The sequence below is a fragment of the Kitasatospora sp. NPDC056651 genome (assembly GCF_042792155.1).
Lineage (GTDB): Bacteria > Actinomycetota > Actinomycetes > Streptomycetales > Streptomycetaceae > Kitasatospora.
In genome coordinates this window covers 1-12,282 of record NZ_JBHTWX010000162.1, presented here as the reverse complement: position 1 = coordinate 12,282, position 12,282 = coordinate 1, and the positions used below count along the sequence as shown (strand labels likewise).

General features: G+C 74.8%; 12 protein-coding genes. 7 read left to right on the top strand and 5 right to left on the bottom strand.

Annotated features, from left to right (window positions below; all coding sequences use genetic code 11):
- Nucleotides 1–262 precede the first annotated feature (262 nt).
- The 4 genes from ACFRAR_RS36545 (at nucleotide 263) to def (ending at nucleotide 5,194) form a co-directional block, all read left to right on the top strand.
- Nucleotides 263–1,696 carry an HD-GYP domain-containing protein gene (locus ACFRAR_RS36545; protein WP_380704355.1) on the top strand — a complete coding sequence of 478 codons (1,434 nt, stop codon included), beginning with the start codon at nucleotides 263–265 and terminating at the stop codon, nucleotides 1,694–1,696.
- Nucleotides 1,697–1,887: 191 nt separating this feature from the next.
- Complete coding sequence (locus ACFRAR_RS36540; RefSeq protein WP_380704353.1) at nucleotides 1,888–3,183, top strand: HD-GYP domain-containing protein; 1,296 nt, start codon at nucleotides 1,888–1,890, stop codon at nucleotides 3,181–3,183.
- A 326-nt stretch (nucleotides 3,184–3,509) separates the two neighbouring features.
- Complete coding sequence (locus tag ACFRAR_RS36535) at nucleotides 3,510–4,502, top strand: tetratricopeptide repeat protein (RefSeq protein ID WP_380704351.1); 993 nt, start codon at nucleotides 3,510–3,512, stop codon at nucleotides 4,500–4,502.
- Nucleotides 4,503–4,546: 44 nt separating this feature from the next.
- Complete coding sequence (gene def / locus ACFRAR_RS36530; RefSeq protein WP_380704349.1) at nucleotides 4,547–5,194, top strand: peptide deformylase; 648 nt, start codon at nucleotides 4,547–4,549, stop codon at nucleotides 5,192–5,194.
- A 100-nt stretch (nucleotides 5,195–5,294) separates the two neighbouring features.
- On the opposite strand, the gene ACFRAR_RS36525 is transcribed toward def, so the two are convergent.
- Nucleotides 5,295–6,416 carry a sensor histidine kinase gene (locus ACFRAR_RS36525; RefSeq protein WP_380704347.1) on the bottom strand — a complete coding sequence of 374 codons (1,122 nt, stop codon included), beginning with the start codon at nucleotides 6,414–6,416 and terminating at the stop codon, nucleotides 5,295–5,297.
- On the bottom strand, nucleotides 6,413–7,096 hold the full coding sequence (locus tag ACFRAR_RS36520; RefSeq protein ID WP_380704345.1) for a response regulator transcription factor: 684 nt from the start codon (nucleotides 7,094–7,096) through the stop codon (nucleotides 6,413–6,415). Before ACFRAR_RS36520 ends, ACFRAR_RS36525 begins: the two co-directional genes overlap by 4 nt.
- A gap of 170 nt (nucleotides 7,097–7,266) precedes the next feature.
- Here ACFRAR_RS36520 and ACFRAR_RS36515 point away from each other — a divergent pair, with 170 nt between their 5' ends.
- The gene (locus ACFRAR_RS36515) at nucleotides 7,267–7,899 is read left to right on the top strand and encodes a M15 family metallopeptidase (RefSeq protein ID WP_380704342.1); all 633 of its coding nucleotides are present in this window, start codon (nucleotides 7,267–7,269) and stop codon (nucleotides 7,897–7,899) included.
- Between the two features lie 88 nt (nucleotides 7,900–7,987).
- The gene (locus ACFRAR_RS36510) at nucleotides 7,988–8,944 is read left to right on the top strand and encodes an endonuclease/exonuclease/phosphatase family protein (RefSeq protein WP_380704357.1); all 957 of its coding nucleotides are present in this window, start codon (nucleotides 7,988–7,990) and stop codon (nucleotides 8,942–8,944) included.
- Nucleotides 8,945–9,007: 63 nt separating this feature from the next.
- Here ACFRAR_RS36510 and ACFRAR_RS36505 read toward each other — a convergent pair whose 3' ends face one another.
- Together ACFRAR_RS36505 and ACFRAR_RS36500 are read right to left on the bottom strand one after the other, a co-directional pair.
- The gene (locus ACFRAR_RS36505) at nucleotides 9,008–9,991 is read right to left on the bottom strand and encodes an NAD-dependent epimerase/dehydratase family protein (RefSeq protein WP_380704340.1); all 984 of its coding nucleotides are present in this window, start codon (nucleotides 9,989–9,991) and stop codon (nucleotides 9,008–9,010) included.
- Between the two features lie 113 nt (nucleotides 9,992–10,104).
- Nucleotides 10,105–10,929 (bottom strand): transcriptional regulator, encoded by an 825-nt coding sequence (locus ACFRAR_RS36500; protein WP_380704338.1) that lies wholly within the window; start codon nucleotides 10,927–10,929, stop codon nucleotides 10,105–10,107.
- Nucleotides 10,930–11,173: 244 nt separating this feature from the next.
- On the opposite strand from ACFRAR_RS36500, the gene ACFRAR_RS36495 reads away from it, so the two are divergent.
- Entirely contained in the window at nucleotides 11,174–11,626 is a 453-nt protein-coding gene (locus ACFRAR_RS36495) for an SRPBCC family protein (protein ID WP_380704336.1), read from the top strand.
- Between the two features lie 119 nt (nucleotides 11,627–11,745).
- Here the strand turns inward: ACFRAR_RS36495 and ACFRAR_RS36490 are convergent, their stop codons facing one another.
- Nucleotides 11,746–12,144 (bottom strand): hypothetical protein, encoded by a 399-nt coding sequence (locus ACFRAR_RS36490; RefSeq protein WP_380704334.1) that lies wholly within the window; start codon nucleotides 12,142–12,144, stop codon nucleotides 11,746–11,748.
- Nucleotides 12,145–12,282 lie beyond the last annotated feature (138 nt).

Sequence of the window (12,282 nt, the reverse complement as noted above, 5' to 3'; positions counted from 1 at the left end):
GCCCCGGGAGTGTGCGCTCCCGGGGCCGCTCCCGTTCTGCACACATGCGCCCTCACTCGTTCGAGTGAGTTGGCGGTGCGCCAACTGCGCCATTGCGGGATCATGCGTCCCCGCGCCAGGGTGGCGGCCTATTCTCCTGACGGACGCTCACCGTCGGTCCGCCCGACGCGCTGAGGCAACACCGGGTCCGTACGGCGGGGAGGTCGAGATCGCTACCGACTGTGGAGGCTCGACCCTGCCGCGAGGGGCGGCGCGCTACCTGGTGGCCGTTCCGGTCGTGGCGCTGTGCTGCCTGCTGCCGCTGCTGCCCGTCGCGGCCGCCCCCGGGGTGCCGCACTGGCTCGGCGCACCGGTGGACTGGCCCAAGGTCGGGCTGCTGGCCTTCCTGCACGGGTGCTGGGAGTCGCTGGCCCAGGGCCTGCCCACACCCTGTCTGGTGCTGGTGCGCCGGCTGCTGCGCCGCCCGGCGCTGCCCGAGCGGGCGCCCGCCCGGCCCGGGGTGAACGCCTTCTTCCCGGTGCTGTTCGCCGGGGTGCTGATGCTCCCGCCGGCCGCCGCCGCCCTGGTCGCCGCCCCGGCCGCGCTGCTCGGCGGACCGAGCGGGCGCGGCTGCCGCCCGCGGCAGCTGTTCAACGGCTCCCAGCTCGCGCTGTGCGCCTTCGCCTCCTCGACCGCCTTCCACCTGCTGCGCGGCCCGCAGCTGCTGCTGGGCTCCCGCTTCCCGGCCGCGCTGCTGCCCGGGGTCGCCGCCGTCGCGGTGTTCTGCCTGGTCAACGGGGCGGTGGTGGGCGTCATGCTGATGCTCAGCGAGGGCCGCCGGGCGGCGGTGCTGCTGCGCGGGGCGCACTCGGTGTGCGGGCTGCCGGTGCTGGTGCACGCGGCCGGCGGGCTGATGGTCGCGGTGCTCTGGCAGGGCCCGTACGGCGCGTTCGCGGCGCTGCTGGCGCTGCTGCCGCTGTCCATCTCCGCCTGGGTGTTCGCCCAGGGCCAGCGTGAGCGGGACGCCCACCAGGCCACCGTGCAGTCGCTGGTGCAGGCCGTGGAGATCAAGGACTCCTACACCCGGGGCCACAGCGAACGGGTCGGCCGGGCCTCGGTGCTGATCGCCACTCAACTCGGCATGGAGGCGGAGCGGCTGCGCACCCTGCGCTTCGCCGGGATCCTGCACGACGTCGGCAAACTGGGGGTGGCCACCGAGCTGCTGCGCAGAAACGGTCCCCTGACCGAGGCGGAGCGCCGGGCGGTGGAGATCCACCCGGTGTACGGGTACGAGCTGGTCCGCGGGATCGACTTCCTGCGCGAGGCGCACGCCGGGATCCTGCACCACCACGAGCGGATGGACGGCCGGGGCTATCCGAGCGGGCTGACCGGCGAGCGGATCCCCGAGTTCGCCCGGATCATCTCGGTCGCCGACGCCTTCGACTCGATGACCTCCACCCGCTCCTACCGGCGTGGCCGCCCGGTCGGCGAGGCGGTGGCCGAACTGGAGCGCTGCTCGGGCAGCCAGTTCGACCCGGTGATGGTGCGGGCGCTGATCGACGCGCTGGCCGAGCACGACTGGCAGCCGGTGGTGCACTCCGAGGACTCCATCGAGGCGGTGCCGGACATCCCGCTCGGGGTGCCCGAGCCGGTGCGGGCGGCGCCGGGCCGGGTGCCGCCCCAGGGCGGGAGCGTTCCCGCGGCCGGGCAGCCGTGAGGGCGCCCGGGCGCGCGGGTTTCGGTCGTACGGCGTCGGGGGACGCGGCGTCCGGTGCCACGGTTCCCGGTGCCGCGGTTCCCGGCGGTGCGGTTCCCGGTGCCGCGGTTCCCGGCGGTGCGGTTCCCGATGGGGAGGGGCCAGGGCGCGCGGTCTTCGACCGCACGCCCTGCGGACGCACCGCGCGCGCGGTGCACGCCGCTGCCGCCGCGCTGCTGGCGCTCGCGCTGGGCGCGGTCGCGGTGCGCGGGCTCCCGCAGCCCGGGGTTGCGCTGGCGTTCACCGCGCTGATCGCGCTCGGCGAGTGCGTCCGGATCACCCTTCCGGGCGATCGGGAGCAGGCGCCCATCGGTGCGGCCGGCGCGCTGGCGTACGCCCTGCTCGGTCCGCTGCGCGGAGTGCCGACCGCGCACGGCACGCTCCAGGTGGTCGCGGTGACCGGGGCCGGCCTGCTGCTGGGCCGGCTGGCCTGCCTCGTCCTGCCGTGCCGCGTCCTGCCGGGCGCCCCCGACGAGCGCCCGCACCGCCGTCCGCCCTGGGCCGACCCGGCCCGCCGCGACGGCGCTGCCCGCCGGCTGCTCGCCGTCGGCTTCGCGGCCGCCGTCTTCCAGCCGCTCTACAACGGCGGCATGGTCGACCGATTCTCGCCGCAGGGCCCGGGCTACGGGGCGTTCCTGACCACCGTCGCCGCCCTGGCCGCGCTCTGCGACGCGACCCTGGCGGCGCTGCTGCGCCGCTCCGTCGGCGGGCTGCGGTTCCCGGCGGCGCTGGAGGACGAGCTGCGCTCGCTGTTCGGCATCGGCTCGGCGATCGTCGCCACCGGGATGCTGGTCAGCCTCGCGGCCGGGGAGGTCGGGCTGTGGGCGCTGCCGCTGTTCTGCACCCCGCTGCTGCTCGCCCAGGTGTCCTTCCGGCGGGCGGCCGCGGTCCGGGCCACGACCGGGCAGACCATCGCCAGCCTCGCCCGGGCCACCGAGGTGGCCGGCTACACCCCGCACGGGCACGCCCGCCGGGTCGCGGACACGGCGTGCGCGCTGGGGCGCGAGCTGGGGCTGGGCACCCGCGAGCTCGCTCTGTTGGAGTACGCCGCGCTGATGCACGACGTCGGCCAGCTGTCCCTGGTCGAGCCGGTGCCGGACGGCGCCACCGCGCTGCTGCCCTGCGCCGAGCAGCGGCGGATCGCCCGGCTGGGCAGCGAGGTGATCCGCCGCACCGGGGTGCCCCGGCAGGTCGCCGAGCAGGTCGCCCGGCTGGCCGACCCCTGCACCGCCCCCGCCCCTGGCGAGGGCCCGGTGCCGCTCGCGTCCCGGATCATCCGGGTCGCCAACGCCCACGACGACCTCCTGACGGCGGCCCGCGGCCGGGGCGTCGGCGAGGCGGTCGGGCGGCTGGAGGCGCTGGAGGCGCTGCGGCTGGGCCGCGGCCGGGTCTACGACGCCCGCGTGGTGGACGCTCTGGCCCGGGTCGGCGGGCCGGCCCGGGGCTGAGCGGCCGGGGCGCGGGGGACGGGCGGAGCGGCCGAGGCGTGGGGAACGGGCGGAGTGGCCGGGGCCCGGGGAACCGGGGAACCGGGCCGCGAGGGGCCGGGAAAACCGGGTTCCGGCCGTCAGGGGTTGAGAGGGCGCGATCGGGCGGGCAGGCTGGGGAGGGGCGGGCCCCAACCTCGGCGGTGGGGAGCGCGGGCGGGGGCGGGCGTGGTTGGATGCGGTCGTAGCGTGGAACACCGACCCGGGGCACCGGGCTCCGTACCTCACCGAGGCGGTACGGGCACGGTGGCACGGGACTTGAGCGGACGACGACGGCAGGGACGAACGTGAGGATCTTCCACCGGGCACGGCACCGGCCGTCCGCCACCTGGCGGCAGACGACCGACCGGGCCTTCACGCTGATCGGCGACGGCCGCTACGAGGACGCCGGCGCGCTGCTGGTGATGGCCGCCGACCTGGAGCCGTGGCTCTCCGACTCCTGGTTCAACCTCGCGCTGCTGCACAAGTTCCGCCGGGACTGGGAGCAGGCCCGCTCGGCCGGCCTGCGCGCCGTCGCCCTGCTGGACCGCGAGCACGGCGCCCCGGACTGGTGGAACCTCGGCATCACCGCCACCGCCCTCCAGGACTGGCCGCTGGCCCGCCGCGCCTGGCAGGCGTACGGGCTGAAGCTGCCCGGCGGCCCCGGCACGCAGCAGGACGGCCCGGTCAGCCTGGACCTCGGCACCACCCCGGTGCGGCTCTCCCCGGACGGCGAGTCCGAGGTGGTCTGGGGCCGGCGGCTGGACCCGGCCCGGATCGAGGTGCTGTCCATCCCGCTGCCCTCCTCCGGCCGCCGCTGGGGCGAGGTGGTGCTGCACGACGGCGCCCCGCACGGCGAGCGGGTCACCGACGGCGTCGCCTACCCGGTGTTCGACGAGATCGAGCTGTGGGCGCCCTCCCCGGTGCCGACCTACGTGGTGCTGCTCCAGGCCGCCACCGCCGGGGACCGGGACGCGCTGGAGCGGCTGGTCGCCGACGCCGGCTACGCCGCCGAGGACTGGACCTCCTCGGTGCGGCTGCTGTGCCGGGCCTGCTCGGAGAGCCGGATGGCCTCCGACGACGGCGTCGCCGCCCACCACGACCCGCACGACGACGGGGACGCCGCCCACCCCGGGCACCTCAGCCACCTCAGCCAGGGCGGCGCGGCCGGGATGTCCTGGCTGGTCGAACGCGAGTGCGGGATCGCCGCCCCCGCCCACCTGGTGCGCACCCTGCTGGACCGCTGGGTCGCGGCCGCCCCGGGAACCCGGGCTTACCGGGATCTCGAAGAAGTGTGCTGAGTACCCTGGTGAGGTAACGCGTAGACCTCAGGAAAGCGGAAGACATGGCGGAGCAGGCCGAGCAGCACGAGCACGATCACGAGCACGACGTGGAGGGGACGGCGCCCGAGACGCCCGTGAAGGTGATCGGTGAGGAGCCCGACCTCAGCAGGGGCACCGCCCGCCCGATCACCGTCGTCGGCAACCCGGTGCTGCACCGCGAGGTCAAGGACGTCACCGCCTTCGACGGCGAGCTGTCCGCGCTGGTCGACGACATGTTCCAGTCCATGTACGCGGCCGAGGGCGTCGGCCTCGCCGCCAACCAGATCGGCGTCGACCTGAAGGTCTTCGTCTACGACTGCCCGGACGACGAGGGCGTGCGCCACATCGGCCACGTGATCAACCCCAAGCTGGAGGAGTACCCGGCCGACCGTCGCCGGGTCCTCGACGACGGCAACGAGGGCTGCCTCTCCGTCCCCACCGCCTACGCCGAGCTGGCCCGCCCGGACTACGCCTCGGTCACCGGCGTCGACAAGGACGGCAAGCCGATCCAGGTCGAGGGCACCGGCTTCTTCGCCCGCTGCCTCCAGCACGAGACCGACCACCTCTACGGCACCCTCTACATCGACAAGCTGTCGAAGCGGGACCGCAAGGACGCCCTGCGGCAGATGGCCGAGGGCACCCCGAAGTACGCGACGGTGGCGAACGCGTAAGGCGCGGCCGGTAGTCGACGAGGGCCGGTGCGGGGGATCCGCACCGGCCCTCACCGGTGTTCGGGCCCGCTCGACGTTCGGGCCTGTTCGGAGGGCGGGTTCAGGCCTGTTCGGAGGGCAGCGAGAGGACCGCGCGCAGGCCGCCGGCGGGCTCGGGGGTCAGGCTCAGCTCGCCGTGGTGGGCCTCGGCGACGGCGGCGACGATGGCCAGGCCCAGCCCGTGGCCCCGGCGGACGGGGCCGGCCTGGGCGGTACGGCCGCGGCCGCGCAGGAACGGTTCGGTGAAGGTGGCGACGGCCTCCGGAGCCAGGATCGCCCCGGTGTTGGCGACGGTGAGGCGGACGTGGCCGGGGCGGTCCGGGTCGGCGCCGGTGGTGACGGTGACCCGGCCGTCGGCGGGCAGGTTGTGCCGCAGCGCGTTGTGCAGCAGGTTGACGGCGGCCTGCCGCAGCAGCACCGGATTGCCGGTGGTGGGGGCCGGACGGCAGTCGGCGGTGACGGTCACGCCGAGCTCCGCGGCCTCGTCGTGCACGGCGGCCAGGGCCTGGCCGGTGGTGGTGGCGAGGTCGGTGGGGCCGGTCTCGGGCGGGGCGTGGCCGAGGTCGGCGAGCTGGAGCAGGGCCTCGGTGGTCTCGATGCCGCGCTGGTTGGTGTCCTGGAGCCGGGCGACGAGTCTCGTCCAGTCCTGGCCGGACGGGTCGGCGGCGGCGACCTGGAGCATGGTGCGGGTGATCGCCAGCGGGGTGCGCAGCTCGTGGGAGGCGTTGGCGGCGAAGCGCTGCTGGGCCTCGAAGGAGCGCTGGAGGCGTTCCAGCATCTCGTCGAAGGCGTCGGACAGGTCGGTGAACTCGTCGCGGGGCCCGGTGAGGGCGATCCGGTGCTCCAGGGCTCCGCCGGCCGCGCGGTGGGCGGCGCGGGTGATGTCCTGGAGGGGGCGCAGCACCCGGCCGGCGATCAGCCAGCCGCCGAACAGGCCGACGGCGGTCAGCAGCGCGAGGGCGTAGCCGCCGGCGGTGAGCAGGGAGTGCAGGATCTCCTGGCGGGACGGCGCGTCCGAGCGGTAGCGCGGATTGGCGGAGGTCAGCGGGTAGTTGGGGACGTAGCGCATGCCGACGTAGACCACGGCGAGGGAGAGCGCGCCGGCGGTGACGGCGAACAGGGTGTAGCTGAGGGTCAGCCGGAGCCGGGCGGTGAGGCGGCGGGGCCGCTCGCGTCCGGTCACCGGGTGTCCTGGTCGGGGGTGGTGTCGGAGAGGCGGTAGCCGACGCCCGGCACGGTGTGGATCAGCCAGGGGTCGCCGAGGCGTTTGCGCAGGCCGGAGATGGTGATGCGGACGGCGTTGGTGAACGGGTCGGCGTTCTCGTCCCAGGCGCGTTCCAGCAGCTGTTCGGCGCTGATGACGCCGCCGCGGGCGGTGATCAGGACCTCCAGGACGGCGAACTGCTTGCGGGAGAGGGCGACGTAGCGTCCGTCGCGGTAGACCTCGCGGCGGAACGGGTCCACGCGCAGTCCGGCGTACTCCAGGACGGGCGGGGCGGACTGGGCGGGGCGGCGGGCCAACGAGCGCAGCCGGACGACGAGTTCGGGCAGGTCGAAGGGCTTGGTGAGGTAGTCGTCGGCGCCGAGTTCGAAGCCGGTGACCTTCTCGTCGAGGCGGGCGGCGGCGGTGAGCATCAGGACGCGGCAGCCGAGCTGCTGCCGGACGATGCTGCGGCAGACCTCGTCGCCGTGGGTGCCGGGGAGGTCGCGGTCCAGGACGACGACGTCGTAGTCGTGGACGGCGAGGCGCTCCAGGGCGGCGTCACCGTCGGTGACGATGTCGCAGGCGATCGCCGCCAGCCGCAGCCCGGCCTGGACCGCCTCGGCGAGGTAGATCTCGTCCTCCACCACCAGGACCCGCACGTGCTCGTCTCCTCGTTCCGTCGCTGTTCCGCCGGGTCCATTGGACCCGATCGGACCTTTCGAAAACGTATCGGCTGCCGCGAACATCCTGGCAACACCGGGCCCTGTCCCATGGTCGTGCCGCGGCGGTGTGTCGCGGCGGAACGTGACGAGTGGGCCGGGAGGCTGGCATGAGCAGGGTGGAGCGGGGGCGTGGTGCGGGTCGTGCGATGTGGGGTGGTGGGCGGCGGCGGGCGGTCGTCGGGGCCTCGGCGGTGGGGGCGCTGGCGCTGGCCGTCTCCTGCGCGGGCGGTCCTCCGGCCGGCGAGTCGGCGTTGCGAACCCTGGCGGCGACCGCCGGCCTGTCCGCCTCCCCTTCCGGTGGCGCGGGTGAGGACGGGCGGGTCCCCGACGGTGTGGCGCTCAGTCCCTTCGACGACCGGGCGGCGGCCGTGCGGAACCTGGATCCGGCGCTGCTGGCGGCCCTGCGGGAGGCGGCCGGCGCCGCGAAGGCCCAGGGCATCGAGATGAGCGTGACCTCCGGCTGGCGCAGCACGGGCTACCAGCAGCGGCTGCTGGACCGGGCGGTGGTCACGTACGGGAGCCTGGAGCAGGCCCGGCGGTTCGTGAACACGCCGGAGAAGTCGGCGCACGTCTCGGGCAAGGCGGTGGACGTCGGCCCGACCAACGCCGACTACTGGCTGATCCAGCACGGCGCGGCGTACGGGCTGTGCCAGGTGTACGGCAACGAGATCTGGCACTTCGAGCTGCTGACCACGCCGGGCGGGACCTGCCCGGCGATGCTGCCGGACGCGGCGGGGTAGGTGGGTCGTGGCGCTTGGTGTTCGGTCGGTGCGGTCTCGTCCGTCGCGACCGTCGCGGCCCGCCTGGCTTTCGCCGCGCTCCTCCCGGCTGTCGTCCCGGCGTCGGGCGGTGCCGGTGTGGCGGCGCGGGTGGGTGCCCGGCGGCCTCGCGCTGCTCGCCGGGCTCGCCGTGGCAGGGCACCGGCGGGTGCCGGACCTGGGGATCCACCTCGGGAGCCTGTGGGAGAGCGTGCTGCCGTGGAGCGGGCTGGTGGTGCCCGTGGTGCTGCTGTGCGCGGTGCTGCGGCGGTCCCCGGTGGCGGCGTGCGCGGCCGTGGTGCCGGCGGTGGTGTGGGCGGCGCTGTTCGGGCCGCTGTTCGGGCCGCCGCTCGGAGGCGGTGGCGGGGCGCCCGGGGCGGGTTCCGGGTCCCAACTCACCGTCGTCACCCACAACGTGGGCGCGGACAACCCGGATCCGGCGGGCACCGCGCGGGCCCTGCTCGTCGCGCACCCGGACCTGGTCGCCCTGGAGGAGGTCACCGATGCCGCACTGCCCGCCTACCAGGGCGCCCTGGACGGGGAGTTGGCGTACCGGGTGCGCATCGGAACGGTCGCGCTGTGGAGCCGCTACCCGGTGACCGACGCGAGGCGGCTGACCATCGACCCCGGGTGGAGCCGTTCGCTGCGGGCCGAAGTCCGCGGGCCCGGTGGCCCGTTGGCCGTCTACGTCGCCCATCTGGCGTCGGTGCGGCTGACCTTCGACGGCTTCACCGCCGGCCACCGCGACCGCAACATCGGCGCGCTCGTCCGGGCGCTCGACGAGGAGCCGCTGCGGAAGGTCCTGCTGCTGGGCGACCTCAACGCCGCCGCCGGTGACCGCGCGCTTGCCCCGCTCACCTCCCGGCTCGCCCCGGCGGAGCGCGGGTTCGGCTTCACCTGGCCCGCCGCCCTCCCGCTGGCGCGCATCGACCACATCCTGACCCGCGGCCTGCCCGCCACCGCCGCCTGGACCCTCCCCGCCACCGGCAGCGACCACCGGCCGGCGGCGGCCCGGGTGCGGGCGTAGCGGACTCGCGGTCGAACGCCACCGCCCCGTACGGGAGTTCCGTACGGGGCGGTGGCGTGCTCGTCAGGATTCGCCGTGCTGGCCGACGGAGAAGATGGTCGGGCTGCCGGGGAGTTCCGGGCTCGGGCCGAGGCGCTCGGCCAGGTCGCGCACGCCCTCGGCCAGGGTGATCGCCGGCTGGTACCCCAGGCCCTGGAGCTTGGAGATGTCGCCGACCAGCCGGTAGGTGTCGTCCTCGATCTCCGGGATCACGCTGACCTCCGGGGTGACGCCGGTGGCCCGTCCGATCTCCTCGACGAGGCCGCGCATCGACACCTCCGTGCCGGAGCCGATGTTGAACACCTCACCCGGTTCGGCCCGGTCGGCGATCGTCAGCAACCCCTGGACCAGGTCGGTGACATGGACGAAGTCGCGGGTCTTGCGGTCGATGTCGCCGACGATCTGGATGGGCTGGTGGTTGAGGTGCCAGCGGAGGAAGCGGCCGACCTCGACCATCGCCTCGTGCGGGTTCTCCCCGGGCCCGTAGACGCAGAAGGGGCGGCCGACGACCACCGGCAGGCCGCAGGCGCGGTGAAGGGCCAGGCAGGTGATCTCGCCGCTGAGCTTGGACGCGCCGTACGGCACGAAGGGGCGGGTCGGATGGTCCTCGTCCATGGGGAACTTCCGGGGCGTTCCGTACACGGACGCGGACGAGACGTAGACCATCCGGCGGACGGAGGCCTTGAGGAGGGCCTCGGCGAAGATCAGTGTGCCGAGGGCGTTGATCTCGAAGTCGAGGCGCGGCTGCGTCACCGACAACGTGCCGTTCGCGTTCGCGGCGACGTGGAAGACCAGGTCGGCGTCGTCCACGGCCTCGGCGATGGCGTCGACCTCGCGGATGTCCAGCATGTGCAGGGTGGCCCCGGGCGGTGTGGCGATGCTCGTCGCCGTCCGGGCGTTGTCGATGATGGCCACCTCTTTGCCCAGAATGAGAAGGGCGTTGGTCAGGTGTCTTCCGACGAATCCCAATCCGCCCGACACCAATACCTTCTTGTATGATTCGAGCATATATTTGATATATCAGGCTTCGAGCGCATTCGCGATCCGGGAATTCCTTATTGCGTCTGTCCGGGTGAAGACTGGCAAAGCAGGTTTGTTCAGGTTGCAGGTTTGTTCAGGTTTCAGGGCTGCGGGTCGAAGGCGCGGAAGAGGGAGAGGTCGGGGGTACGGCCGCGGATGGCGGTCCAGGCCTCGCCGAAGTCGCGCCGGATCCGGGACGGCGGCCAGGGGGCGGGCCGCAGCTCCGGGGGGAGGAGGGGGTCGCGCTCCAGGGCGTGGGTGAAGGCCTCGGCCAGGCGCAGTCCGGTGGCGACGAGCTCGACCGAGCCGCGGTCGGGGCCGAGGGGTTCCTCGGCGAGCGCGTCGGCGAGGGGCCGGTAGGCCTCGGCCGTCTCGGCCGGGGGCCACAGGAGCGCCGCGGTGGAGGCGGGATCCGTGAAGCCGGGGCCGGTCAGGCGGGTGGCCTCGGCCGTGATCAGGTAGCTGCCGACGGTCGCCTCCGAGGCCTCCTCGGTGAGTTCGTCGAGGAGGTCGTGCGGGCTCACGTAGGCGCCGGGGGCCAGCGGGACGGCGCCGAGCCGGGTCAGCGCGGTGCGCAGGGCGTCGCGCTCCGACCGGCGCCGCTCGGGGACGGAGAAGGTGTAGAGGCGCCAGCGCCCGTCCCAGGGGGCGAGGCCGGCGTCCTGGGCGTAGGCGAGCGCGATGAACCGGGCGTCCGCGTCCGAGCGGAGCCGGCCGGCGTCGGTCAGCACGAGACGGCCCTTGCGTCCCCGCCCCTCCTGCCGCAGGACGCCCGCCGCCTCCAGCCGGCGCACGGCCAGCCGCACCGGCTGGTCCGACAGGCCGACCGCCGCCGCGACGTCGTAGACGTAGTCGAGCGCGGCCGTGCCCCGCGGATCGAAGCAGGCCTCGACGACCGTTCGCGGCGCGGCTTGGAATGCGGACACGGGAGACCTCGGTTCTCGATCACGCGCCCCGGGGCTTTGGGGCGTCCGGCCAATCTGTCACACGGGGCGCGGGGGAGGCCGGGCGCGCTCGCGGGGGTGGCCGTGGCGGCGGGACCGGGGCCGCCTCGGTGCCGGGGCGGGGAGGCCGGCCCCGGTGTCACGTTTCCGGTGGCTGCCCGGTCCACCTGTCGGGCGCGGTGACCGCAGCCCGCGCCACCCGCCGACCGAGAGAGGGGACACGGCCATGGAGACCCTGACCGTCCGACGCGTCATCGCCGCACCGATCGAGGACGTCTTCGACTGGTGCGCCACCACCACCAACTACACCCGCTCACCGCTCATCCTCCGGGCCCGCCTGGCCCGCCACGGGGCCGGTGCGCCCTACGGGGTGGGAGCGGTCCGGCTGCACACCTGGGCGATCGGCTGGTTCCGCGAGCGGGTCACCACCTACGACCGGCCGCACGGCTTCGACTACACGGTCGAGCGCAGCGTGCCGCCGTCCCGGCACGAACTCGGCCGGATGACCTTCACTGAGGTCGCCGGCGGGACGGAGGTCGCGTGGACGACCACCTTCCAGGTCAGCCTGCCCTTCGGCGCGACCCTCACCCGGGTGCTGGCCAAGCCCCTCATCACCCACACCTTCGGCCGCATCCTCGCCGCCGCCGACGCCGAACTCGCGGCCGGGCGCCGCCCCTGACGGCCCTGCGGGCCGGCTGCTGTGCAGGGTGCTGCGCTGGGTGTGCCGGGTGCGCTGGGTGTGCCGGGGCGTGGGGCGCGTCCGGTGTCAGAGGGCCGGGGCGTGGGGCGCGTCCGGCGTCAGCGGGCCGGGGCCGGGCACGGGAAGCCCGGCCAGGCCCTGTTGGGGCAGACGATCACGTAGTGGCCGGACCAGCGGCTGTCGGAGGTCCAGCGGGACCACACCGCGTCGAGGCCTTGGGCCAGTTGGGCGGCGGTGTGCCGCCGTCGGGTGGGGATCGGTAGCCAGGTGTCGCCGTTGGGCGTCTGTTCCTCGTAGCGGTTCGCCAGCCACTCGGTCGCTTCGGTGGCGGTTTCCCAGGTGCCCCGGATCTGGGCGGCCGGCCGCAGCAGCCACCAGCCGGTCATCATCGGTGGGAGCTCGGAGAGGCGGAACCCCGAGCCGTCGACCGGGCGGCGCTCCGACTCCTTCGCCAGCAGTCGGCCGTCACCGGCCCATTCGTAGCCGTGGAAGTGCAACGGTGGTGCTCCTCGGGAGCGTTGGTGCCCCCGGCCGCCCCCCCCCGCGTGGGGGGGGCCGGGGAGGGGCGGGGGTGTGAGACCGCCCGGGCGAAACCCCCCCGGTCGAAACCGGCCCCCGCCCCCACCACCGCCGGG

Excerpts from the sequence above, each read along its gene's own strand:
- def (WP_380704349.1), top strand. The coding sequence starts at position 4,547 with ATGGCGGAGCAGGCCGAGCAGCACGAGCACGATCACGAGCACGACGTG.
- ACFRAR_RS36515 (WP_380704342.1), top strand. The coding sequence starts at position 7,267 with ATGAGCAGGGTGGAGCGGGGGCGTGGTGCGGGTCGTGCGATGTGGGGT.
- ACFRAR_RS36505 (WP_380704340.1), bottom strand. The coding sequence starts at position 9,991 with ATGCTCGAATCATACAAGAAGGTATTGGTGTCGGGCGGATTGGGATTC.
- ACFRAR_RS36495 (WP_380704336.1), top strand. The coding sequence starts at position 11,174 with ATGGAGACCCTGACCGTCCGACGCGTCATCGCCGCACCGATCGAGGAC.